Consider the following 23,521-nt stretch of genomic DNA (forward strand, 5'->3'; position numbering starts at 1 on the left):
AGGCCGGGCAAAGGATGCCCGACCTTACGTTGGTAAAGGGGACGCGATCAGGCGCCGATGGTGTCGACGAACGACGTGTCGATCAGTGTCTCAAGCGTGATATCCGCATCCACCAGACCTTCGGACTGGAACCACTCAAGCTGGTCGCGCACCGATGCCACGTTCAACGCGGCACCCTCGTTCAGACGCATGGTGCCGTTGACGATGCCCGGTGTCGCGGCCTCTAGCGTCTTGTCGGTATAGACATAGTTGTGGATCAGCTTGACCATTTCGGCCACGCCTTCAGCGCCGGCGGTCTGTTCGATCATCGCCGCGTTGTAGTCGGCAGCCCCCTTGGCATAGGCCGCAAGGTAATCCTGCGTTTGCTGCTTTTCGTCGGTCGCATTCTTGGTCGAGGTAAAGACCGTGGTGACCTGATAGTCGGGCAGATAGTCGGACACGTTCCCGATGATATGTACCGCGCCCGACCCCGCCAGTGGTTTGGCGATATGCGGCACGATCGACCAAGCATCAATCTGGCCGGTTTTCAGCGCACCGATGATTGCACCGACTTTTTGCAACGGCTTGAACGACAGGTTGATCCCCTCGGCCTGCGCCATCTTTGAGCCCATGTAGTGAAAAGACGATCCCGCCGTGGTCATGCCATAGCTTTTCCCGTCCAGCATCGCAGGCGCAGTCACACCGGCCTGATAGGCCGCGTCAGAGGCTAGAAACTTCTGCCCGTCGATGCCCTTTTCCTCGGACAGCGCACCGCCAATAACCTTGATCGCGCCCTTGTCCGCTAGCGACACCAACCCGCCCGAAACCGCAGTCACGGCATAATCGACATCACCGCTGGCAATCGCCACGGCCATTGGTTGTGCCGCCTGAAAGAACTTGATCTCAACGTCCAGACCAGCCTGTTTGAAATACTCGCGCTGATAAGCCACGAACGTGCCTGAATGGCTGGTAAAGCGCAGCGCACCCAACGTGATCTTTTTACCTTGCGCAATGGCCGGCACGGCCAGCCCGACGGCAGCGGCAGCGCCCATGGTGGCCAGTGTCTGGCGGCGGTTGAATGTGGTCATGATATCCTCCCCTTGGATTTGTGCGCACAATGGGTCGTGGCATGACGTAGTGTCAAGCACGCGCCCCGCGAAAACACCCCCTCGCGCCCGCATGACCAGCAACGTAATCGCGCCACGGCGGCTTCCAAATGGCCGCAAATCATCGCCGAAGGCTCCCCAGATTGCCTCCGACAGCGACATTGCCTATATGGGCGCAAAGGGTGCTCCTGCCCGTCCCCACCACAAAAGGCCCGATCTCATGACCTTCGACCGTTCGATCAAAATCGCCCCGTCTATTCTTGCTGCCGACTTTGCCAATTTTGGAGCCGAGTGCGAAGCCATCGAGGCGCAAGGCGCAGACTGGGTACATGTCGATGTGATGGACGGGCATTTCGTCCCGAACATCAGCTTTGGCCCAACCACATGCGCCGCGATCCGGCCCCACATCAAGGGCGTGATGGACGTGCACCTGATGATCGAACCTGTTGATCCCTATATCGACGCGTTTGCCAAGGCCGGTGCCGACGTGATCACCGCCCACGTAGAGGCCGGCCCCCACATCCACCGCACGCTGCAAGCGATCCGGGGCGCGGGTGCCAAGGCCGGTGTCGCGCTCAACCCCGGCACGCCTGCCTCTGCAGTAGAGCACCTGTTGGACGTCGCCGATCTGGTCTGTGTGATGACAGTGAACCCTGGCTTTGGCGGACAAAAATTTATCGACATGAGCGACAAGATCCGCACTCTGCGTGCGATGATCGGCGACCGTCCGGTTCATATCGAAATTGACGGCGGCGTTGATGTGAACACTGCGTCCAGCGTGGCGCAAGCAGGGGCCGATGTGCTGGTCGCAGGCTCTGCCGTGTTCCGTGGCGGGTCCGTCAGCAACCCCGCGCCCTACGGCGAAAATATCCGCGCCATCCGCGCCGCAGCCGAGGGCATTTACGCCTAAGCGCCAGCGCAGCAACACTTTCGGACAAAAAGGCCGGCACCCACCACAGGGACCGGCCTTTTTCTATTGGGTATCCCAAAGGCTATTAGGCAAGCTGGTCCTTGAACGTCTCGATCAGCTTGTGCTTGAGAATCTTGCCCGTAGGTGCCGCGGGCAGTGACGTCCCGATGATGAACTGGCTGGGGCGCTTATAACCGGTCAGCCGCTCTTTGACGAAGGCCTTGAGATCTTGCGGGTCAAGCGTGTCACCCTCCGCAATCTGGACAAAAGCCAGAACCTCTTCGTCATTGCCGGTGGACCGGCCGACCACAGCGGCCTGAATAACCTGCGGGTGATCGTTGATCGCGGCCTCGACTTCGGGCGGATAAACGTTGAACCCGCCGTGGATGATCAGCTCTTTCGAGCGTCCCAGAATGTGCAGGTGGCCGTGCTCATCGAAGGTCCCCAGATCGCCCGTGCGCAACCAACCGTCAGCACTCAGTACCTTGGCCGTCTCTGTCGGGTTCTTGTAGTAGCCCTTCATCACATGCGCCCCGCGGGTCAGGACCTCGCCCTTGCCGTTGGTGCCCCCCTCGACGGTATCGTCGATCTTGGTCTCGATGCCAGGCAACGAAGGCCCGACCGAAATATCAGGCGATCCCAGCGGGTTACTGGTGGCCGAGATACCAGCCGTGGATTCCGTCATGCCATAGCCATTCTGGATCGCGACGCCATAGAACCCTTCGGCCTTGCGCTTCCATGTCGGGTCAAGCGGCGCCGCCCCCGACGACACATAGCGCAGCGTTTCGGAGTTCAGCTGCGTGAGCCCTTGTTCCTTGGTGTATTGCATCAACAGCGCGTGCATCTGTGGCACGGCGGACAGGAAATTCACCCCCGTGGTCAGGGCTTGATAGAGTTTTTCGGCCGAAAAACGCGCCTCCAGCCGGATTTCGGCACCGGCACAGGATGATGCGGTCATGACCGAGCACAGACCAAAGACGTGGGTCAGCGGCAGCACGCCATAGACCACATCGCCCGGATTGATCCCGCGCAGTTTCGCCGACGCCTTGCCGCCAAAGCGCACGTTGGCGTGGGTCAGCATTACACCTTTGGGATCGCCCGTGGTGCCCGTGGTATAAAGCAGCACGGCCACATCGCTTAGCTCATCATCGGGGTTGCTTGCGATCGGCGTGGCCAGATGCATCGTGCCAAAGGCGCCGGTGATTTCTGCGGCGTTCAGAGTTTCGGCGTGGACTGTTGCATCAGATGAAGCATGGCAGGTCAGCACCACCGCAGCCGGCGCCGCATGGTCGATGATCCGCTGGATTTCGCCCGCACTTTGCCGTGCATTGACGGGAATAATGACCGCACCGGCTTTCCATGTGCCAAACACGGTCGCCACGGCGGCGGCACAGTTTTCCGACAGCATCAGGACGCGGTCATTGGGCTGCACACCGGCATCCTTGAGCGCCTGCGCGATGTCGTCGCTTGCCTTGTCGAACATTTTGTACGTCCAGCGTACCCCTGTGCTGTCACTCAGCGCGGGCGCGTCCCCGCGTGCGGCCACTTGATCCGCCAGAAATTGCTCTACACGTACCATAATATTCCCTGCCTCCCCGCAGTCAGTCAGAACCCGGTCAGCGCGTCTGGCTGCGGGTTGGGTCAATAGATCGGTGGCTGAGGCTCAGCCGCCGTAATTCGGTGTGCGCTTTTCCAAGAAAGCGGCGATGCCTTCGGCGGCCTCATCAGCGCCGGTGGCGTGGGCCATCGCATCGCATTCCGCGTCCAGCTGGTCAGCCTCGGACACGTCATAGCCCTGCGCGACCAAGCCGCGGATCACCCCTTGGGCATCGCGGGGTCCTGCGGCCAAACGATCGGCCAGCGCCATAGCAGCATCAAACGCGCCACCTTTTTCGGTGACGACATTCACCACGCCCAGATCATGCATCCGCTCTACCGTCACGGGCTGCGCCAGCAGACACATCTCCATGGCGAGCTGACGCGGCAAGGCGCGGGCAAGCGAGGCGGTCAGCCCCCCGTCGGGCACCAGACCCGCCTTGACGTAGGCGGCGGCGAATTTGGCACCGGCTGCAGCAACGACCAGATCGCAGGCCAACGCAAAGGACAGCCCTGCCCCGGCAGCACCGCCTTCGACGGCGGCAATGACCGGCACCGGGCTGGACCGGATTGCGCGGATCAGGCTGTGCAATTCGTTGATCTTGCCGCGGCGTTCATCCTTGGGCATGTCGCGGCGCGCGATCAGGACGTTCAGATCGCCCCCTGCGCAAAAGAAATCGCCTTCGGAGGTCAGGATCACGGCACGGATGCGCGGCTCGGCGGCCATTTCAATCGCTTGCGCGATGCAGGCGTAAAGCTCGGGCGACAATGCGCCCCGCTTGTGCGCGTTTCCGTTCCAGATGACGATGCGGTCACCCTTGTCTTCGATCCGAGCGCTCATTTCAGTTTCTCCTGAGGGACGCGTTTGAACACGCCTGTGGATGTCGCAATGACCGTGCCGTCTTCGTGGACGAGTTCAGCGTCGATATAAAGCAGACTGCGGCCACCGCCCTTGATCGTGCCGGTCGCGGTCACGCGACCTGGCATACCAGCGGCCAGAAACTGCGTCGTCAGCGAAATCGTGAGAAACGGGTTCTGGCCCGTGGGGTCCACGCTGAGCGATCCGGTCATGCCACAGGCGTTATCCAGCAATGTGGCGGCAATACCGCCATGAAGAACCCCATGGCGGTTAAAGTGCTGCGGACCCAGATCAAGAAAGCAGCGCCCGTGGGCCTTGTCGGATATGTCCACGACATATCCGACAAGGGTTTGGGTGCCTGTCTCGTCCCGGATCAGCTGGCTTTCATCAAGCGGCTGCAAGGGCAATGAAACGCTCCAGATGGTGGTCTGTGTCGCCAAAGCGGTGATCGGCCATGATGATACGCTTGGCGATATGAGCCAGTTCGTATTCTTGGGTCATGGCGATACCACCGTGCATCTGGATGCTGTCTTCGGCAACCAGACGGCCCGCGCGGCCCAGCAGGTTCTTGGCGGCAGAGATATGGGTCTCGCGCGCTTTGTACTCCGCTTCGAGGTGGCCAGCCGCAACGATCACGGCGGAACGCGCCTGTTCCATCTCGATCAGCAGATCGGACATCCGGTGCGCAAGCGCCTGGAAGGTGCCGATGGGCTTGCCGAACTGTTTGCGGGTCATCAGGTATTCACGGGTCAGGCGCGTTGCCGTTTCCATGGCGCCCAATGTTTCGGCACAGATTGCGACGTTGGCCGCTGCGACGCGGGCCTCGATGGCCTTGAACGCCTTGCCGGCTTCACCCAGACGGGCAGAGGCAGGCACGGACACATCATCCAGCGTGACTTCGGCGGCACGGCCACCGGCCAACAGCGAATAGCCTTGCAGCGTGATGCCCTTGGCGTCCGCCGGAACGAGGAACAGCGAAATACCGTCTTCGTCGCCTGCCGCGCCGCTTTCGCGGGCAGAGACGATGAGCATGTCGGCGTTTTCTGCGTTGACCACAACAGCCTTGCGACCGTTCAGCACGACGTTGTCGCCATCGGCCTTGGCCGTGGACGTGACCTGGTTCAGGTCATAGCGGCTGGTGGGTTCACCGTGGGCAAAGGCCACCTGCAGCGCGCCGCCGATCAGCTCTTCGATGTGGGCCTGCTGGTCATCATTGCCCAAATCGGCAATCAGACCGCCGCCCAGAATGGCCGTATCAAGGAAGGGTTCGACCACGCCCGCGCGGCCCAGTTCCTCGAACACAACTGCGATGTCGAAACCAGCGCCGCCAAAGCCGCCCTGATCTTCGGTGAACAGCGCGCCGATGACGCCCAGTTCGGCCAGACCGTTCCAGATATCCGCGGAAAAGCCGGAGTCGCTCTCGAGGATCTTGTTACGCGTTGCCGTGTCGTATTTGTCGCGCAGGAAACGGCGCAGACTGTCTTGCAGCATTTGGCGTTCTTCTGTCAGGTCGAAGTTCATGCTCCACCTCCCATCGTTGTTTTGGCAATGATCTGGCGCTGGATTTCGTTCGAGCCGCCAAAGATCGACAGTTTACGGTTGTTGAAATATTGCGCGGCGACGGGGCCGGCATTCAACGGATCAGGCAGGGCCAGGTTCGACCCTTCGATCGCTTCGGATGCGAATGGCATCGCATAGGCACCAGCCGCACGACGCGCGAGATCGTTGATCTCTTGACGGATGATCGTGCCTTTGACCTTAAGCATAGATGCTTCGACGCCCGGTGCCGCGCCACCCGACGCCGCCTTGGAGACGATGCGCAGGTTTGTGGTGCTCATCGCCATCAGGTCGATCTCGACCTGTGCGACGCGCGCCGCAAAGTGCGGGTTCTGCATCAAGGGTTTGCCGCCGGACATCTCGGCTTTGGCGATGCGCTTGACCGCTGTCAGACCCGCTTGCGAGAAACCGACGCCCGCAATGTTGGTGCGTTCGTGAGTCAGCAGGTACTTGGCGTAGGTCCAGCCTTCGTTCTCTTTGCCAACAAGGTTTTCGACCGGTACTTTCACATCCGTGAACCAGACTTCGTTCACCTCGTGGGTGCCGTCGAGCAGGATGATCGGGCGCACTTCGACGCCGGGGGTTTCCATGTCGATCAGCAGGAAGGAGATACCCTCTTGCTGTTTCACGGTCTTGTCGGTGCGCACGAGGCAGAAGATCATGTTCGCGTGCTGACCCAGCGTGGTCCATGTCTTTTGGCCGTTGACGATATAGTGCGTGCCTTCGTCGTTCAAAACCGCTTCTGTCTTCAACGAGGCAAGGTCGGAACCCGCGCCCGGCTCGGAATAGCCCTGACACCACCAGTCATCGCCCGCCAAGAGGCGTGGCAGCCAGTAATCGTTCTGCTCTTGCGAGCCGAATTTTTGCAGCACGGGGGCCAACATCGACAGACCAAAGGGCACGAGGCGCGGCGCATAGGCGGCAGCGGCTTCTTCTTCGAAAATGTGACGCTGAACCGCGTTCCATTCGGCACCACCGAACTTTTTGGGCCAGTTCGGGGCCAGCCAGCCTTGGGCGTTCAGGATAGCATGCCACTGTTCCTGACCGTCTTTACCAAGCTCTTCACCCTTGCGGATTTTGTCGCTCATTTCCTTGGGGAGCTTTTCCTCAAGAAAGGCCCGCACTTCGGCGCGGAAAGCCTTTTCTTCGTCGCTATAGCTCAGATCCATTTGTCTTCCTCCGGTTTATATTGTCGGGCATTGCGCCCTTGTTCATTTACTTTGCGGCTAGTTTGTTCAGGTCGTCAAAGGTGCGACCCTCTGCAACCAGCTGTTTCAACAGCGGCGCGGGTTCCCAGAACCACGCGTCATCCTTGGCGTAGCCTTCGATGTCGGCCAGCAGCGCGGGCAGACCTTGCAGGTCGGCCCATTTCATCGGCCCACCCCAATAGCGCGGGAAGCCGTAGCCAAAGAGCAGCACCATATCAACGTCCAAGGGCCGTTTCGCGATGCCCTCGCCCACGACCTTTGCCGCCTCGTTGACCATCGCGGCCATATAGCGGCGTACGATTTCTGCGTCTGTAAAGTCACGCGGGGTGATGCCGCGTTCGGCGCGTTCGGCGGCGATCAGTTCGGACACCTCGGGGTTTGGCACCCCACCGCGTGTGCCGGCTTCATAGATGTAGAAGCCTTTGCCGGTCTTCTGGCCAAAGTTGCCGGCTTCGCAGATCTTGTCGGGGTATGTCGGTACGCGTTCGGCAGGGTGGCGCGTGGCCGCCTTGCGCTTGCGTGTGGCCCAGCCAATGTCGAGACCGGCCAGATCGCCCACGGCAAACGGGCCCATGGCGAAACCAAAGTCGACCAGCGCCTTGTCGATCTGGTAGGGCGACGCGCCATCCAGAACCATATGATCGGCCGCGGTGCGGTAAGTGGCCAGAATACGGTTGCCGATAAAGCCGTCGCACACACCGGCGCGTACCGAAATCTTGTTCAGCGCCTTGCCAAGGGCGAAGCCCGTGGCGACCACATCCGCTGCCGTCTTTTCGGCGACGACCACTTCGAGCAGCTTCATGATATGCGCAGGCGAGAAGAAGTGCAGCCCGATTACATCCGCAGGGCGCGAGGTGCTGGCGGCGATCTCGTCCACATCCAGATAGGACGTGTTGGACGCCAGAATAGCACCCGGTTTGCACACGGCGTCGAGCTTGCCGAACACCTCTTTCTTGACGTCCATGTCCTCGAACACCGCTTCGATCACCAGATCGACCGAGGCGAGGCTGTCATAGTTGATCGACACCTCAAGCGCGGTGTTGGTCATCGCATCGTATTTCATTTGGGTGATCTTGCCGCGCTTCAGCGCGCCCGAAAGATTGCCTGCAATGCGACCGCGCGCGGCCTCTGCGGCGTCAGCCTTCATCTCGATCAGCACAACGTTAAAGCCTGCCAACAGCGCAGCCGTGGCGATGCCTGCCCCCATGGTGCCGCCGCCGATGATCCCGATGGATTGCAGTGCGCGTGGCTCTACGCCCTTGAGCTCCGGCAGGTTACCAACCGCACGTTCAGAGAAGAACGTGTGGATCATGCCCTGCCGTTGGTCGGTTTCCATCAGCTCCATGAAAATCTTGCGCTCGGCCCGCATGCCTTCGTCAAAGGGCAGCTCTGCAGCGGCCTGAACAGCGCGGACCGCCTGCGCCGGAGAAATCTGTCCGCGGCCTTTTTTCAGCGTCCCGTCATAGGCCGCATCCCAGTCGATCGGCGCTGGTGCGGCCATCTCGCTTACGGGGCGGCGCGATGCGTTTTTGGCAATCAGGGTCTCGGCATAGGCGACGCCTACGTCCTCGGGGTCGCCCTCGGTCACCTGATCGACAATGCCAAGGCTTTCGGCTTCGGCCGCTTTGACCTGACGGCCAGAGGTGATGAGATCAAGCGACGGGTCCACACCGATCAGACGCGGCAAACGCTGGGTGGCACCGGCACCGGGGATCAGGCCCAGATGCACTTCGGGCAGGCCCACTTTGGCCGACGGCTGCGCCACGCGGTAATGCGCCGATAACGCGATCTCGAGCCCGCCACCCAGCGATACACCATGCATGGAGGCTACGACGATCAACGGGGAATCCTCGATCCGTTTGCAAACATCAGGCAGGAAGGGTTCTAGCGGCGTTTTGCCGAATTCGGTGATATCCGCGCCGGCGATAAAGGCACGGCCCTCCCCGACGATAACAACGGCTTTGACGCCTTCGTCCGCTTCGGCCTGTGCCATGCCGGCAACCAGACCTTCACGAACAGCATGGGACAACGCGTTGACCGGGGGGTTCTTGATCCGCAGTACGGCCACGTCGCCTTTGCGGGTATATCCAATCTTGTCAGTCATTTAGCATATTCCTTGGTCTAGTCTTGTTTCAGTCGCGGCGGCTCAGCGCAGGCGTGCGCCCGGTGCGCTGTTCAAGCGCCCGCACCAGTTCACGCAACGCGGGGCCGACCTCTTGCACGATACGGGAATCGGGCAAATCATGAGGCATGGCACCGGCGGTGAACGATACCGGTTCGCCGAACTCTTCGGCAAAATAGGGGACACTTACGGCGTTGATCGTGCTGGCATATCTTGTGCCTTCCAACGCGTAGGCGAACCCTTGTTCTATCAGTTGCGAATATCCCTCCGCCTGGAACCTTCGCATATCCGCTTCGGGCGTCAACTGCTCAAAGCGCTCTTCACTAAGTGACGCCACGACGGCCATGCCAGAAGACGACCCAATCAACGGAATCCGGTGTCCCGGCTCCAGCCAGATGGTCGATGCATTCTGCGGGCGCCATGTGCGCACCAGCATCATCTTTTCGGCGTCGCGTACGGCGACTAGCGTTAGCGTGCCCGTATCATCGGCCAGCTGCTGCATCGCATCCGACACCAGATCCAGAAAGTTGACCGCCACCGACGCGACAGAGCCAAGTGCGATGGCCGACGGCCCCAGCCGAAAGCGGTCATTGCGCCCGCCGTGGCTAAGATAGCCCAGCTCGCATAGCGTATAGGTCAACCGCGACACCGTGGGTTTCGGCAGCCCTGTACGATCCGCGATCTGCGCGTGGGTCAGCCCGCTGTCACTGGCGCGAAAGGCCCGCAATATAGCAAGCCCCCGCGCCAGAGTATTGGCAAATTTCCGATCTGTGGTGTCGCCACTCATCGCGCCGCCATGGGAATAAGCAACGAGATCATCGGGAAGGACATGATCAGCACCAGCACGATCACGTCGACGCTCAGGAAGCGCGTGATACCGGCAAAGATCTTGTCGATCGGAGCCTCTTTGCCCACCACATTAGCGATGACAAAGACGTTCAGCCCGACGGGCGGTGTGATCAAACCGATTTCCAGCAGCTTGATCACCACAACACCGAACCAGATCAGGTTCATGTCATAGCTTTCAACCAGCGGGATCATCAGTGGCAGGGTCAGAACCATGATGCCAATCGGATCAAGGAACATGCCAAGCAGCAGATAGATCGCCGCAATCGCCAGCAGCAGGACCACGGCCGACAGCTCGGCCTCGGCCACTACATTCACAATCATCGGGGCGACGTTGGTCAGCGCGATAAAGGCCACAAAGATCTTGGCCCCCGCCGCGATAAAGAAAATCGCCGCGGTCTGGATGCAGGTTTCTTTCACCGCGTCCCACAGGCCTTGCAGCGTCAGTTTGCGCTGCGCAAAGCCGATGAGCGTTGCCGCGACCACACAAACAGCCGCCGCTTCGGTTGCGGTAAAGATGCCGCCGTAGATGCCACCGATGATCAGCACGAACAGCATCACCGCAGGCCAGCTTTCCGCAGCTGCAGCGAACCGTTCCTTTGTGGAATAACGCGTCGCTGTGGACGGTGCGATTTCAGGTGAGTGCCAGACCCAGACGGCAATCACGAGGATAAAGCCCGCCAGCGTCAGCAGCCCCGGCAGAACACCGGCCAGAAACAGGGACGAAATAGAGGTCTCGGTGAAGATACCGTAGATGATGAACAAAACCGACGGCGGGATCAGTGACCCCAGCGTGCCCCCTGCCGCGACCGATGCCGTGGCAAGACGTGGGTCATAGCCCATGCGCAACATCTCGGGTGTGCAGATTTTCCCCATGGTCGAGGCGCAGGCAATAGAGCTGCCGGTGATCGCCGAAAACCCGCCACAGCCCATGACGCTTGCCATGGCAACACCGCCGGGCAGACGCGTGAGCCAAACCTTGGCTGCATGGTAAATCTTGGTCGTGATGTCGGCGCGATAGGCGATATGTCCAAGCGCCACGAACAGCGGTATCATAGATAGATCGTACGAGTGTATCAGATCGAAGGAGTTCGAGAACACCATCGACGTGGTCGCGCGGATGGCACGTTCTGGCATGAAGGTGCCGGTGCGGAACGCGAAGATAAAGAAGGTGGCGATCGTGGCCACACTGGCCAGAGCAAACGCAATTGGCACCCTAAGCGCCAGCAGGATCAACACTGCGGCAAAGGCAATCAGGCCAATGGTTGACGCGTCCATTACAGCACCTCTTTTTCAGCAAGGAGTTCGATTGTGTGATTTTCTTCGTCCGAGACCGTACCGCCGGACAGGATCGTGCGGACATCGCGGATCGCCAGTTCGGCCAGACGCAGCCAGCAAGCGGCGATGCCGATCACAAACAACAAACGTCCGGGCCATTTGGGCAGGTTCAGGTCGCCGTAGAAAAAGCTGCCCTTTTCCCAAACGCTCAGGAATTCGCGGCCGCCAGCATAGATCAGACCGCCCAAGGCAATCATCCCCATCACCGATCCCAGCACGATCAACCAGGACCGCAACTTGGGCCCGAACCGGTCGGACACAAAGGCCACGCTGACGTGCGCGCGGTTGGCAGTTGCTGCTGCAAGGGGCAGGAGGATGGCCGCGACCATCAGCTCCCGCACCAAAGTAACGCTGTCGGGTACGCTAGATGCGAAGACGGCGCGCGCGACCACGTTGGACGTGATCAAGATCCCCAGCAGGATGACCGCAGCCGCGCCCAACCCCAACAGGATTTTCTCAAGTGGTACCAACATGGTCCCTGCTCCTCCCAAAGCTAATGCTTAGTTGTTATCAGCTGCCCAGGGGTAACCGTTCTCGTCGCGCTCGTTCGTGTATTTCACGATCAACGCCTTGTAGTCTTCCAGCAGCTGTTCGCCGGGAAGGCCGGTGCGGTTGGCTGTCTCGATCCACTCGGCCAGATACTTTTCGCCGCCGGCGACCAGTTTGGCGCGCTCTTCTGCGGGCAGTTCAAGAACCTCGACACCTTCGTCTTTCATCGCTGCGATGGCGTCATCATTGGCGATCGTGATCATGCGACCGAATTCATCGGACAGGTCGGCACCAGTGGACAACAGTACCTGCTGCTGATCTTCGGACAGACCATCGAACATGTCTTTGTTCATGAAAATGCCGACACCACCAACTTGGCCCCAGTTCAGCAGGGTGTAGTTGTCCATAACTTCGGCCTGCTTCAGCGCTGCGACGGCGTAGGAATAGCCCTGGCTACAATCGATCAAGCCAGTGTCCAGCCCTTGGTACGCGTCATAGATGGACATGTTGACCATGTTCGCGCCCTCGTCGCCAAAGACTTTACCGTAGGCCCCTGTACCACGTACTTTTTTGCCCGCGATATCGGCGATCGAACGGATCGCGTCGCCTTTACAACCGATGTTCACCTGGCTGGTGGTCCATGTCCCGATGTAAACAAGGTTCTTGTCTGCCAGATTGTCCGCAATCGCCGGGTTTGAACGCATTAGCTCGTCCGTGGCGCGCATACCGACCCAAGCGTCGGGGTTGCTGACAGGCAGGTCGGCGATGCCATAGGCCGCCATTTCTTGCGGGTAATAGACAGCGATCACGGATCCCATGTCCGCCACACCGTCACCGATGGATTGAACCGCCGCGTTCGCTTTGAACAGCGCACCGCCCCACTGGATGTCCAGACGCAGATCGTTTTCCGACCGCTCGGCCACTTGGTCCGCAAACCACTGCAGCGCGTTGGCGCGGGCACCGCGATTCGGGCCGGCTTCGCCGTGGATCAGGACGGTTTCGGCACCGGCGACAGAGGCTGCAACGCTCAATGCGGCTGCGAAGGATAGATTTTTCAAAAAGGACATGTAATTCCCTCCCAAGAATTGTTTCACCATGCGAAACATCGTTTCACTATGTCTCGGGCGCACACTAGGGAGGGGACTTGGAACACGCAAGCGAAACTTAAAACGGCACCGAAATACCGGTGCCGTACAATATTTTACAAATTAATTACAATTACTTAAGCCAGATCAAGACTTGTCACGGCGGTACATAAAGCAGCGTCCGGCGACCGCTTCGGACGGCAAAGCAATTTCGGTCAAATTGTCGAAATACATCCTATCGCTCGACACCATCACGCCTCCAACAGCCAACAAAGGCTCGATCAGAGGCGAAAGAGCACGCGCAAAAGCATCGTTCTTCGCGAGGTTATGACCGCCGAGGTCCGCGTGAATCAGCGCGGCATTTGGCCCGAACCGGTTTAACGCGGCCGGCAAGGTTTCATGCACATCGCCCAAAATCAGCTGATGGTCCTCGGGGGTACTATCGGGGTTAGACGCCACGGCCCGTTCGAACACGAATATATCGCGCTCGGGCAGGGTTTCGCGGATGTGGTGAAACGTCCGTCCGTTGCCCAACCCCAATTCAAACACTGGCCCCGTCAATGTCTGCGTCAATGCGGCGGCATGATCGATACACGCGCGCTGTGACACCATACGGTCGATAAAAATTTCCAGGCGGCTCATCACGGTTCTCCTTCGGGTTGGGTCGTACTGATGCAACATGGGGACGCAGCCGCCAATTGTGTACCGCTGACGCTTGGTTTTCACGCTGCCCCCCTAGACGCTTAGGCGTTTATCGGCTTCACTCGATTGGTAATTTTCGCTTTGATGCGCTTGGGATGACCATGGCCCCCCTTCTTGAAGTAAATGATCTGTCGATCGGTTTCAGTGCCGGCCCGTTAGTCGTGGATGGCGTCAGCTTTGCGCTGAATGCAGGCGAAACCCTTGCGCTGGTCGGCGAAAGCGGGTCTGGCAAAACGCTGTCGTGCCGGTCTGTGCTGCGTTTGCTGCCGGATGCAGCGCAGATGCGCGGTGGATCGATCCGCTTTAACGGAGCGGAAGGCCCGGTCGACCTTTTGGCGCTACCCGAGAAAAAGATGCGCGCCATTCGAGGTGACCGCATTTCGATGATCTTTCAGGAACCGATGCGGTCCTTGTCACCCTTGCACCGCATCGGCGACCAAGTCGCCGAGGTGCTGCGTCTGCACCGCAACATGGGGCGCGGTGCCGCCAAACGCGCGGTTTTGCACCAGTTCGAAAAGGTCGGCTTTGCCGATCCGCTGCGGGCGTGGCGCAGCTATCCCTTCGAGATGTCGGGCGGGATGCGCCAACGTGCAATGATCGCAATGGCAATGGTCGCCAAACCCGAGCTGCTGATCGCGGATGAGCCGACAACCGCGCTGGACGTGACGACGCAAGCGCAGGTGCTGGGGCTGATCCGGTCGCTTCAGGCTGAAACCGGCATGGGCGTGATCCTTGTGACCCACGATCTGGGCGTCGTGGCTAATATGGCGCAAAAAGTCGTCGTGATGCACAAGGGGCGCGTGATGGAACGGGGCAATGCACAGGATGTGCTGGGCAGCCCCGCCCATCCCTATACCGCCAAGCTTTTCGCCGCCGCCCCGATGATCCCGGCCGTTGCCGCCCCCGCGCCTGCGTTTTCGGCCGCCCCTGACGACGTGATCCTTGAACTGCGCAATGTATCCAAGACCTACACCATGCGGGCGGGCGGCTGGCGCAAACCCGTAACCGTATCCGCCTGCCAGAACGTCGACCTGCAACTGCCGCGCGGCAAGACGCTGGCGATTGTCGGCGAAAGCGGATCGGGTAAAACCACCTGCGCCCGCATCGCGATGGGGGCCGAACGCCCCGATGCTGGCGGCGAGGTGCTGTTTCGCCCTGACCCCGCTGCCGCGTCGCTGGCCGTTCATGACCTGTCCCCCGCCGAGCGGAAAGCGTTTCAACGGCAGGCGCAAATGGTGTTCCAGGACCCGTATTCATCGCTCAGCCCGCGCATGCGCGTACAACAAGCCCTGACCGAACCGATGGAGGTGCACAACATCGGCACAGCCCGCGACCGCCGCGAAAAGGCGGCGGAAATGCTGCGTTGGGTCGGGTTGAACCCCGATATGCTCGGCCGTTTCCCTCACGCCTTTTCAGGCGGGCAGCGCCAACGTCTGTCGATCGCCCGCGCGCTGACGCTCGATCCGAAGCTGCTGATTTGCGATGAACCCACCTCGGCGCTGGATGTGTCGGTTCAGGAACAGATCCTGACCCTGCTCGAAGACATCCGTGACCGTGCCAACCTGAGCTATCTGTTCATCAGCCATGATCTGGCCGTCGTTGCCCGTATTGCGGATGAGGTCGCGGTGATGCGCGCAGGCGTTATTGTCGAACAGGCCTCGCCCGATACGTTGTTCTACAACCCCCAACACCCCTATACCCGCGCCTTGATTGCGGCACAGCCTGAACCCGATATCAGCCGCCCCATCGACCTTGATCTGGTCGCCAAGGGTGCAGGATCGCCCACGCTTTGGCCAGAGCAGTTCCGCTTTGACGGTGCCCACGCCCCTGCCCTGCGCGAGCTTGAGCCCGGCCATAAGGTACGTTGCCATGCGTAAGCTCTTACTCGCCCTCTCCGCTTCTCTCGTACTTGCGCCCATTGCCGCCCACAGCGACGGCCCCGTGCTGCAGGAAAGCAGTTTTTGGGCACAAGAGGTTAACTCCGGCAACCTGCCCCACGTCGCTGACCGCATTCCATCAGAGCCGCTGGTCGTCGATCTCGAAGCCAAGGGCCGCAGCTTTGGTCGTCAGGGCGGTACACTCCGCACGCTGATCTCGCGGACCAAGGACGTGCGGCAGATGGCCGTCTACGGCTATGCGCGGTTGGTCGGGTACCAATCCGATTACACGCTCGCCCCCGATCTTCTTGCCGCTGTTGATGTGGAAGAAGGCCGCAAGTTCACGCTCCGTCTGCGCCCCGGCCACCGCTGGTCCGACGGCGTGCCCTTTACCTCGGATGATTTCAAATACTGGTGGGAGAACGTCGCCAACGATCCCGATATTACCCCCAGCGGGCCGCCTGATTTTATGATCGTGGACAACCGGCTGGGCAAGGTCACCTTTCCCGACGCGCAAACGGTCGTGTTTGAATGGCAGACCCCCAACCCCAATTTCCTGCCGCTGCTGGCACAGGCCAGCCCGCCGTTCATCTACCGGCCCGCCCACTATCTGTCACAGTTCCACGTGAAGTTCGCCGACCCTGACGCGCTGATCGAAAAGGTCAAATCCGCCCGCGTCAAAAGCTGGGCCGCGCTGCACAATAAACGCGACAACATGTACAAGTTCGACAATCCCGCGCAGCCAACGCTGCAGCCGTGGATCAACACGTCGGACACGGACAGCTCGCGCAAACTGTTCGTGCGAAACCCCTATTTCCACCGCATCGACAGCCGCGGCGTGCAACTACCCTATATCGACGTGGTGCAGATGACCGTCGTCGGCGGTGGGCTGATCGCGGCCAAGGCAAACGCGGGCGAGGTCGACCTACAGGCACGCGGGCTCGATTTTCCCGATGTGGCGATCCTCAAAAAGGGAGAGGTCGACGGCGGCAAATACCGCACCTTGCTGTGGGCCAATGGTGCCGCCAGCCAGATTGCGATTTACCCCAACCTGAACTTCGCCGACCCTGTCTGGCGCGAAGTGATGCGCGACGTTCGCTTTCGCCGCGCACTGAGCCTTGGCATCGATCGGCGGATGATCAACCGCGCCCTGTACTTTGGTCTCGCCAGCGAAGGCGGCATGTCCGCCCTGTCCCAAAGTGCGCTTTATGACGAAGACAACACCCATTCGTGGTCAGCGATGAACCTTGCCCATGCCAATGCGCTGCTTGACGATATGGGTCTGACAGAGCGAACCCCTGCGGGCCTGCGCGAACTGCCCGACGGCCGCCCGATGGAGTTCGTGATCGAGACCGCAGGCGAACGCAGCGAGGAAGAAAACGCGCTGGCGATCATCACGGACACATGGCGAGATCTGGGCATCCGTCTGATCATGCGCCCGCTGGACCGCGACATCCTGCGCAATCGGATCTATGCGGGGCGGACGATGGCCTCGGTCTGGTATGGTTGGGACAACGGGCTTCCGGGGCCGTCGACGTCGCCATCCTATCTTGCGCCCACCGATCAGGAATTCTTTGCTTGGCCGATGTGGGGGCAGTATTATCAAACGGTTGGGCAAGCCGGATCGCCCCCTGACATGCAGCCGGCCAAACGTCTGATGTTGCTGGCGAATGACTGGAACCACACCGACGATCCGCAGGTCCGCGAAGACATCTGGAAACGGATGCTGGCCATCCATGCCGAACAGCAGTTCGGTATCGGTATCCTCTCCGAAGCGCCGCAGCCCGTCGTTGTATCGAATGATCTGATGAACGTGCCGGAAAAAGGCATTTGGGCCTTTGATCCCGGCGCGCATTTCGGCATCCATCGTATCGATGAATTCTACTTCAAAGACCCCCATGTGCAGGTAAGCCGATGATATTCCTCAGATACGCCGTCTGGCGTTTCATCACGATGCTGCTGACCCTTCTGGTGGTCTCACTGCTGGTGTTTGTCATTATCAACCTGCCCCCCGGCGATTACCTGTCGAACCAGATCGCTGAGCTGCGTGCCACAGGTCAGGCCGAAGGCGTCGCCAAGGCCGAGTTTTTGCGGCACGAATACGCGCTGGATCAACCGATCTGGAAACAATACCTGATCTGGGTCGGCATGGTGCCGGGGCCGCAGGGGTTTGCGGGGCTGATACAGGGCAATTTCGGCTGGTCGTTCGAATTCGACCGCCCCGTTGGCGAAATTGTCGGGGACGCCCTTTGGATGACCGTACTGGTCAATCTGGCCGCCGTATTGTTCGTCTATCTTATCGCATTACCGCTGGGGGTGCTCGCCGCGGCTAAATCCGAGACGTGGGTCGATTATACCGCCGGTTTTCTGGGCTACCTCGGGCTCGCGACGCCGAACTTCCTGCTGGCGCTGATCTTGTTCTATTACGGGCATAAATACTTTGACCTGCCGATTGGCGGGCTGATGGCCCCCGAGCTTGAAGGCCAGCCGATGTCATGGGAAAAAGTACGCTCTGTGCTGCTGCACCTGATCGTACCAACCTTTGTGATCGGCACAGCGGGCGCAGCCGCGATGATGCAGCGGCTGCGGGCGAATATGCTGGACGAGCTTGATAAACCCTATGTCGAAACCGCCAAAGCCAAAGGCATGGCCCCCGCACGGCTGCTGTCAAAATACCCGCTACGTGTGGCGTTCAACCCGTTTGTCGCCGATATCGGCAATCTGCTGCCCGCGATGATTTCGGGGTCGGTGCTGGTATCGGTTGTCCTAGGCCTGCAAACAATCGGCCCCTATCTGCTGGTTGCGCTGAAGTCCCAAGACCAATTCCTCGCCGCCTTCATCCTGATGTTCGTGGCCCTGCTGACGCTGATTGGCACGATGATCTCTGACATGCTGCTGGTCCTGCTTGATCCGCGCATCCGTTACGGGGCACGCACCACATGAGCATCCAGCCCGACAACCGTTTTGTTGACACGACCCCTTGGATTGATGATGCCGACCTATCTGCGCCCGAACGGGCCGAGATGGACGCCTCTGTTGCGCGGCTCATGTGGCGCAAGTTCCGCCGACATAAGCTTGCCCTCGTGTCGGGGCTGTTTCTGGCGTTCTGCTATCTGATATTGCCGGTGGCGGGGTTCATCGCGCCCTATACGCCCAACGAACGCAATGCCGAACACATCTATGTGCCGCCGCAAAGCATCAACCTTTGGCACGATGGTGCCTTCATCGGCCCCTATGTCTACAAGACGACGGGAACGGCGGATCTGGTCAATTTTCGCTGGGTCTACGACACCGATACCAGCAAGCCGCGCAAGATTGAGTATTTTTGTAAGGGTGAAACCTACCACCTCTTTGCCCTCATCCCAACCGATACCCATCTGTTCTGCGCCCCGGATGGGGCCACAGTGTTTCTCTGGGGCTCGGACCGGCTGGGCCGCGATGTGTTCAGCCGCATCCTTTATGGCGCGCAGCTGTCTTTGACGGTGGGGCTGATCGGCATCACGGTCAGCTTTGTACTGGGCATCTTTTTTGGGTCACTGGCGGGCTACTTCGGTGGCAAGACGGACTGGCTGGTCAACCGCGCGATTGAAATCCTGCGGTCCTTGCCCGAGTTGCCGCTCTGGTTGGCGCTGTCGGCGGCGGTGCCGTCGAACTGGGGGCCGGTGTCGGTGTTCTTTATCATCTCGATCATCCTCGGAATTCTGGACTGGCCAGGGCTGGCGCGCGCCGTACGCTCCAAATTCCTGAGCCTACGCGAAGAGGAATACGTCAAGGCAGCCGAGATGATGGGTGCCTCGCCCGCGCGGGTGATCCGCAAACACCTACTGCCGAACTTCATGTCGCATCTGATCGCCAGCGCAACCCTATCAATCCCTGCGATGATCCTTGGTGAAACCGCGTTGAGTTTTCTTGGACTGGGCCTGCGCGCGCCTGCCGTGAGCTGGGGCGTCATGCTGAATGATGCGCAAAACCTCGCGAGCATCGAAATCTACTGGTGGACCGCCATCCCCATGCTGCCAATCATCGTGGTGGTTCTGGCGTTCAACTTCCTAGGCGACGGCCTGCGGGCCAGCCTTGACCCGTATAAATCCTGATCCGGTCGGCTTACCCTTCCAGATGGCCTAAATCCCAAGGGGTGCGGGGGGCTGCCCCCCCGCTGCGCTGGCTTAATACCATTCGCCCATTTTGACTTCGATCCCTTCGCCGACCATTGCGGCAAAGGCGGCGGGGTCTTGCGTGCCATCATCGCGCCCGCGGTAGTGATAGGGGTAGACGAACGCGGGTTTGAAGGTCGACACCGCAGCGGCAGCCGAGGTCGCGTCCATGGTGAACGGCAGGTTCATACAAACAAACGCCAGATCGATGTTTTCCAGCGCCAGCATGTCCGGCGTCGCTTCGGTATCGCCAGAGATATAAACGCGGAAGTCGGCGAGGTTCACGATATAGCCGTTGTCGCGGCCTTGCGGGTGGAACTGCTTGCGTTCTTCGGTGGTGTTATAGGCGGGGATCGCTTCGATCGATACTTCGTTGAACATCGCATTCTCGCCGTTGGCCAGCGCGTTCGCCTTGGCCTTTAGCGCGGCGGGCAGCATGTCGAATACGGCGGGATTGGTGATGATTTGCGTGTTGTCACCCACGATACCGGCCAGCGTTTCGGCATTATAGTGATCACCGTGCTCGTGGGTGATCAAGATCAGATCGGGCGTGGCAAAATCACTGTAGTTCGCAACGTCGCCCACGGGATCGCAGTAGATCACGCCGGCTGGTGTCTCCATCACAAAGGACGCGTGGTCGACGGGGTGAACTTTGACCTCGCCACCGCTGACGGGGAACATGTTGCCGCCGTGGGCTGCGGCTTGTGCGGCATAGGGCAGTAGCGTCACGACACCGGCTGTAGCAGCTGTGGTCGTCAGGAATTGGCGTCTGGACTGTTTCATCGGAACTCTCCTGTTGCAGATGCCTAGATGCTAGCGCCAGCGGAGCCCGTTTCAATGTCACAACTGCGTCAAACGCGCTTAACGGTCGTCCTCGCTCTGCGCGGGGCCTGCGTCTGCCTCTTCTTCCATCGATGCCTGTGCCGCGGCGGTCACCGCATTGCGTTCCTCATCGCTAAGGTCGTGCACCTTTCCATCCGCCAGACGCACCGTGACTTCGCGGTGCGCAAAACGGATGCCTTCGCGTTCGAACAGGGCGCGAATTTCCTCGTAGACCTTCTTGCGCACCAACCATTGATCCCCCGGTTTGGTCATAAACTTGACCCGGATAATCATCGCAGAGTCCTGCATTTCGATGACGCCCTGCGATTTGAGCGGCTGGATAAAGTTATCGCCGATCACCGGATCATCCAGCAGTTCGATGCCGAGCTTTTTGATCAGCTTGCGAACCCGTTCGACATCCGTGTCATAGGTCACACGCAAGGGCAGCTTCATAATCACCCAGTCGCGGCTATAGTTCGTCATCACCTGCAGCTCGCCAAATGGGATGGTGTGTAGTGCGCCCAGATGGTGGCGCAGCTGGAATGACCGGACAGAGATTTTCTCTACGGTGCCCTTCACCCCGCCCACGTCGAGGTATTCGCCTTTGCGAAAGGCGTCATCGAACAGGAAGAATGCACCGGCAAAGATATCGCGCACCAGCGCCTGACTGCCAAAGCCGACAGCAACGCCGACGATCCCTGCGCCGGCAAACAAGGGGCCGACGTTGATCCCGAATTCCATCAACACGATCAGGGCGATGGTCACGATCAGGACGATCAGCACAAAGTTGCGAAACAGCGGCAGCAGCGTTGCCAGTCGGCTGGCCGAGGACGCCCCGCTGCCTTCGTCGCCCAACTCTGCCTCCGGCTGATCGGCAGTTTCGGCTTCTATCTTGCTATCAATCCAGATGCGGAAGGCGTGATAGATGACATAGCCGATAAACAGGATCACCATCACGTCCAGCAGCTTGTCCGCGTGGCTCTCGACCATCACCGTGGCCTCGGTGTCCCAAATAAAGAAAAACGCGTAAGCCCCACTGACAAAAGCGAGGATACCGGCCACCCGCCGGGCCAAGCTCTCGAAACTGGTCAGGCTCTGACGCGGTGCCAATGCGGCCTGTTCAGCGGCAGTATCCAGCGCATTCGTGCCATCCGCGCCCGCGATATCTGCGGCTATCGCATCGCCATCGTCCGGCAAAATACCGGCCTGTTTCTCGCGGCGCAGCGCGTTCAGGCGGCGCATCATCCGTGCGCGCGCAAAGCCGCGCTCGATGGCATAGTTGATCACGCCATAGACCACGATGATCGACACCAAGATACCGTAAGCCCCCGCGATCAGCGGCACAGAGCTAGGGTTTTCAAGCACCAGATCATAGGTCAGTTCGACCCAGGCGAAAAGCGCATAGGCCACCACCAGCGGGGCCCAGACCCGCGACATGAAACGCCCAACCGCGCTACATTCCGAAGCGGGTTTGCCCTGCCGAAGCGCGTTTGAAATGGCCCGCCGGTTGACCCAGATCATCAGGATATTGGCGACCACAATTGCCGCTGACATCAGCGACGCAATGAACGCGTAGACGTCGTAGTTCAGTCCCAGCTCTCCGATCCATATCCCGAACAGGATCGCGCAAGTGTCTAGGCTGGCCATCATCCACAGCCAGCGATGCAGGCGTTTGGCATCGCGGTCGCTGAACACCGGAATGCGGTATTGCGTCAGGAACGGCGACAGGATCATCCGCCACAGCCCTGCCGCCACGCGACAGACAAAATAGCCGATGTTGATCAACGTCGCAGTGAACTGGATCGCGGTATCTTCAAGTGGGCCGAACAACAACGCCCCGAGGACATAGGCGACCAGCATCGACACCAGCACGCCGATGATACCCATGAAAAAGCGAAACACCAGGAACGGCATCTTTTCGGCATAGCCGACGGGGGCCTCCTGAACCTTGGCGGTAACAAACCTGCGCGCGATCCGTTTGCCAAAAACCTCTACCTCGACCACGACCCCGACAGCAAAAAGCGCGAGCGCAATCAACAGCGTCTTACCAAAGGCCCACAGCGTGCCATCCGGGCTTGCGGCGCGCAGGATATAGACGACCTCGTTGATCGCGTCGGGCAATTGCACGATGCGCTCGATCAAGGCGGTGCGGAATTGGTTGCCGCGTTCTTGCAGGTGCATCAGCGGAGAGGTGTCTTTCGCCAGCACGTCCTCTGGCTGCGCACCCTCGCCTGTTTGGGCAGGGGCGGGCTGGTTCAGCAGCCCGCCTGCGCTGTCGACGACCACCACGCTTACGCCGCTTTCGGCAGCCTGTTTGATGACCTCTTGCAGCCGTGCGGCGTCGGTATCTGTGTCGCTGGCGGCTTTTTCTTGCGCTTTTGGCAAAAGGGATAGAACCCCTTGCGCCGTTGAGGCGTTAGCTAGGGATAGGAACCAAAGCGACAAAAAGAGGGTGAAGATAAAATGCCGCATATGTCCTCGCTCGTGATGTGGGGGAGCAGGAGTAGAACGCTATGCGACCCCCGTTACCATTGCAATATGAACCCCGCGGCCCCACCTAGTTCCCCTGACGATGAACCGGGAAGGAAGACGACCATGACACGCGCCGCATCCTCCGGGCAGCCCGCCCCCCGTATCAACACTGGCCAGCTGGCCGCATTCAAGGACCGTTGGGTCGGAACGTGCTGAAAAGCATGACATGTTCGCCTTAGATGCCTAAGGTATTTCCAGTGGCCTGCTGCGTCGGCAGACCAAGGTGAATTTGCAAGGTGATTTAGTTTATCCGGTTTCTGGGTGCATCGGGCGGGACGGGTTTTCCTGCCTTTGACATTAATACGCTTTCTCGCCGCCGACACGATCTGCGCGGCCACG

At 60.0% G+C, this 23,521-nt stretch carries 19 protein-coding genes; 5 read left to right on the forward strand and 14 right to left on the reverse strand.

The window, feature by feature from the left end; translation table 11 throughout:
* Positions 1-47: 47 nt before the first annotated feature.
* Positions 48-1,067, reverse strand: coding sequence for an ABC transporter substrate-binding protein (locus E5180_RS09055; protein WP_138924092.1), 1,020 nt, complete (start codon positions 1,065-1,067; stop codon positions 48-50).
* Positions 1,068-1,305: 238 nt separating this feature from the next.
* Here E5180_RS09055 and rpe point away from each other — a divergent pair, with 238 nt between their 5' ends.
* Complete coding sequence (gene rpe, locus E5180_RS09060) at positions 1,306-1,995, forward strand: ribulose-phosphate 3-epimerase (RefSeq protein ID WP_138924093.1); 690 nt, start codon at positions 1,306-1,308, stop codon at positions 1,993-1,995.
* An 85-nt stretch (positions 1,996-2,080) separates the two neighbouring features.
* On the opposite strand, the gene E5180_RS09065 is transcribed toward rpe, so the two are convergent.
* The 11 genes from E5180_RS09065 to E5180_RS09115 form a co-directional block, all read right to left on the reverse strand.
* On the reverse strand, positions 2,081-3,574 hold the full coding sequence (locus E5180_RS09065) for a class I adenylate-forming enzyme family protein (protein ID WP_138924094.1): 1,494 nt from the start codon (positions 3,572-3,574) through the stop codon (positions 2,081-2,083).
* An 84-nt stretch (positions 3,575-3,658) separates the two neighbouring features.
* Complete coding sequence (locus E5180_RS09070) at positions 3,659-4,432, reverse strand: oxepin-CoA hydrolase, alternative type (protein WP_138924095.1); 774 nt, start codon at positions 4,430-4,432, stop codon at positions 3,659-3,661.
* A complete protein-coding gene (locus tag E5180_RS09075) occupies positions 4,429-4,857 on the reverse strand; it encodes a PaaI family thioesterase (RefSeq protein WP_138925177.1) in 429 nt (142 codons plus the stop codon). The genes E5180_RS09070 and E5180_RS09075 overlap by 4 nt, the downstream gene beginning before the upstream one ends.
* Positions 4,838-5,971, reverse strand: a complete 1,134-nt coding sequence (locus E5180_RS09080; RefSeq protein ID WP_138924096.1) for an acyl-CoA dehydrogenase family protein — start codon at positions 5,969-5,971, stop codon at positions 4,838-4,840. The genes E5180_RS09075 and E5180_RS09080 overlap by 20 nt, the downstream gene beginning before the upstream one ends.
* The gene (locus tag E5180_RS09085) at positions 5,968-7,176 is read right to left on the reverse strand and encodes an acyl-CoA dehydrogenase family protein (RefSeq protein ID WP_138924097.1); all 1,209 of its coding nucleotides are present in this window, start codon (positions 7,174-7,176) and stop codon (positions 5,968-5,970) included. The genes E5180_RS09080 and E5180_RS09085 overlap by 4 nt, the downstream gene beginning before the upstream one ends.
* A gap of 46 nt (positions 7,177-7,222) precedes the next feature.
* Entirely contained in the window at positions 7,223-9,319 is a 2,097-nt protein-coding gene (locus E5180_RS09090; RefSeq protein WP_138924098.1) for an FAD-dependent oxidoreductase, read from the reverse strand.
* A 28-nt stretch (positions 9,320-9,347) separates the two neighbouring features.
* On the reverse strand, positions 9,348-10,124 hold the full coding sequence (locus E5180_RS09095; RefSeq protein ID WP_138924099.1) for an IclR family transcriptional regulator: 777 nt from the start codon (positions 10,122-10,124) through the stop codon (positions 9,348-9,350).
* Positions 10,121-11,461 carry a TRAP transporter large permease gene (locus E5180_RS09100; RefSeq protein WP_138924100.1) on the reverse strand — a complete coding sequence of 447 codons (1,341 nt, stop codon included), beginning with the start codon at positions 11,459-11,461 and terminating at the stop codon, positions 10,121-10,123. Before E5180_RS09100 ends, E5180_RS09095 begins: the two co-directional genes overlap by 4 nt.
* Positions 11,461-11,994: a TRAP transporter small permease gene (locus tag E5180_RS09105; RefSeq protein ID WP_138924101.1), complete on the reverse strand. Its 534-nt coding sequence runs from the start codon at positions 11,992-11,994 to the stop codon at positions 11,461-11,463. The genes E5180_RS09100 and E5180_RS09105 overlap by 1 nt, the downstream gene beginning before the upstream one ends.
* A 27-nt stretch (positions 11,995-12,021) precedes the next feature.
* Positions 12,022-13,077, reverse strand: coding sequence for a C4-dicarboxylate TRAP transporter substrate-binding protein (locus E5180_RS09110; protein WP_138924102.1), 1,056 nt, complete (start codon positions 13,075-13,077; stop codon positions 12,022-12,024).
* A 165-nt stretch (positions 13,078-13,242) separates the two neighbouring features.
* On the reverse strand, positions 13,243-13,737 hold the full coding sequence (locus E5180_RS09115) for a class I SAM-dependent methyltransferase (RefSeq protein ID WP_138925178.1): 495 nt from the start codon (positions 13,735-13,737) through the stop codon (positions 13,243-13,245).
* Positions 13,738-13,898: 161 nt separating this feature from the next.
* Here E5180_RS09115 and E5180_RS09120 point away from each other — a divergent pair, with 161 nt between their 5' ends.
* Genes E5180_RS09120 through E5180_RS09135 form a run of 4 tightly spaced genes read left to right on the forward strand, consistent with a single transcriptional unit; the run spans position 13,899 to position 19,768 of the window.
* A complete protein-coding gene (locus E5180_RS09120; RefSeq protein WP_171048932.1) occupies positions 13,899-15,674 on the forward strand; it encodes an ABC transporter ATP-binding protein in 1,776 nt (591 codons plus the stop codon).
* Entirely contained in the window at positions 15,667-17,592 is a 1,926-nt protein-coding gene (locus tag E5180_RS09125) for an ABC transporter substrate-binding protein (protein ID WP_138924104.1), read from the forward strand. Before E5180_RS09120 ends, E5180_RS09125 begins: the two co-directional genes overlap by 8 nt.
* The gene (locus E5180_RS09130; RefSeq protein WP_138924105.1) at positions 17,589-18,617 is read left to right on the forward strand and encodes an ABC transporter permease; all 1,029 of its coding nucleotides are present in this window, start codon (positions 17,589-17,591) and stop codon (positions 18,615-18,617) included. Before E5180_RS09125 ends, E5180_RS09130 begins: the two co-directional genes overlap by 4 nt.
* Positions 18,614-19,768, forward strand: coding sequence for an ABC transporter permease (locus E5180_RS09135; RefSeq protein ID WP_138924106.1), 1,155 nt, complete (start codon positions 18,614-18,616; stop codon positions 19,766-19,768). The genes E5180_RS09130 and E5180_RS09135 overlap by 4 nt, the downstream gene beginning before the upstream one ends.
* 72 nt (positions 19,769-19,840) lie before the next feature.
* On the opposite strand, the gene E5180_RS09140 is transcribed toward E5180_RS09135, so the two are convergent.
* Positions 19,841-20,611 (reverse strand): MBL fold metallo-hydrolase, encoded by a 771-nt coding sequence (locus tag E5180_RS09140; RefSeq protein WP_138924107.1) that lies wholly within the window; start codon positions 20,609-20,611, stop codon positions 19,841-19,843.
* Positions 20,612-20,689: 78 nt separating this feature from the next.
* Positions 20,690-23,122 (reverse strand): mechanosensitive ion channel family protein, encoded by a 2,433-nt coding sequence (locus E5180_RS09145; protein ID WP_138924108.1) that lies wholly within the window; start codon positions 23,120-23,122, stop codon positions 20,690-20,692.
* Positions 23,123-23,521: the final 399 nt, after the last annotated feature.

The organism is Sulfitobacter sp. BSw21498 (genome assembly GCF_006064855.1).
Taxonomy (GTDB): domain Bacteria; phylum Pseudomonadota; class Alphaproteobacteria; order Rhodobacterales; family Rhodobacteraceae; genus Sulfitobacter.

Bases quoted from the DNA above. Each gene is read 5' to 3' on its own strand.
- E5180_RS09055 (WP_138924092.1), bottom strand. From the start codon at position 1,067: ATGACCACATTCAACCGCCGCCAGACACTGGCCACCATGGGCGCTGCC.
- rpe (WP_138924093.1), top strand. From the start codon at position 1,306: ATGACCTTCGACCGTTCGATCAAAATCGCCCCGTCTATTCTTGCTGCC.
- E5180_RS09065 (WP_138924094.1), bottom strand. From the start codon at position 3,574: ATGGTACGTGTAGAGCAATTTCTGGCGGATCAAGTGGCCGCACGCGGG.
- E5180_RS09070 (WP_138924095.1), bottom strand. From the start codon at position 4,432: ATGAGCGCTCGGATCGAAGACAAGGGTGACCGCATCGTCATCTGGAAC.
- E5180_RS09080 (WP_138924096.1), bottom strand. From the start codon at position 5,971: ATGAACTTCGACCTGACAGAAGAACGCCAAATGCTGCAAGACAGTCTG.
- E5180_RS09085 (WP_138924097.1), bottom strand. From the start codon at position 7,176: ATGGATCTGAGCTATAGCGACGAAGAAAAGGCTTTCCGCGCCGAAGTG.
- E5180_RS09090 (WP_138924098.1), bottom strand. From the start codon at position 9,319: ATGACTGACAAGATTGGATATACCCGCAAAGGCGACGTGGCCGTACTG.
- E5180_RS09095 (WP_138924099.1), bottom strand. From the start codon at position 10,124: ATGAGTGGCGACACCACAGATCGGAAATTTGCCAATACTCTGGCGCGG.
- E5180_RS09100 (WP_138924100.1), bottom strand. From the start codon at position 11,461: ATGGACGCGTCAACCATTGGCCTGATTGCCTTTGCCGCAGTGTTGATC.
- E5180_RS09105 (WP_138924101.1), bottom strand. From the start codon at position 11,994: ATGTTGGTACCACTTGAGAAAATCCTGTTGGGGTTGGGCGCGGCTGCG.
- E5180_RS09110 (WP_138924102.1), bottom strand. From the start codon at position 13,077: ATGTCCTTTTTGAAAAATCTATCCTTCGCAGCCGCATTGAGCGTTGCA.
- E5180_RS09115 (WP_138925178.1), bottom strand. From the start codon at position 13,737: ATGAGCCGCCTGGAAATTTTTATCGACCGTATGGTGTCACAGCGCGCG.
- E5180_RS09120 (WP_171048932.1), top strand. From the start codon at position 13,899: ATGGCCCCCCTTCTTGAAGTAAATGATCTGTCGATCGGTTTCAGTGCC.
- E5180_RS09125 (WP_138924104.1), top strand. From the start codon at position 15,667: ATGCGTAAGCTCTTACTCGCCCTCTCCGCTTCTCTCGTACTTGCGCCC.
- E5180_RS09130 (WP_138924105.1), top strand. From the start codon at position 17,589: ATGATATTCCTCAGATACGCCGTCTGGCGTTTCATCACGATGCTGCTG.
- E5180_RS09135 (WP_138924106.1), top strand. From the start codon at position 18,614: ATGAGCATCCAGCCCGACAACCGTTTTGTTGACACGACCCCTTGGATT.
- E5180_RS09140 (WP_138924107.1), bottom strand. From the start codon at position 20,611: ATGAAACAGTCCAGACGCCAATTCCTGACGACCACAGCTGCTACAGCC.
- E5180_RS09145 (WP_138924108.1), bottom strand. From the start codon at position 23,122: ATGCGGCATTTTATCTTCACCCTCTTTTTGTCGCTTTGGTTCCTATCC.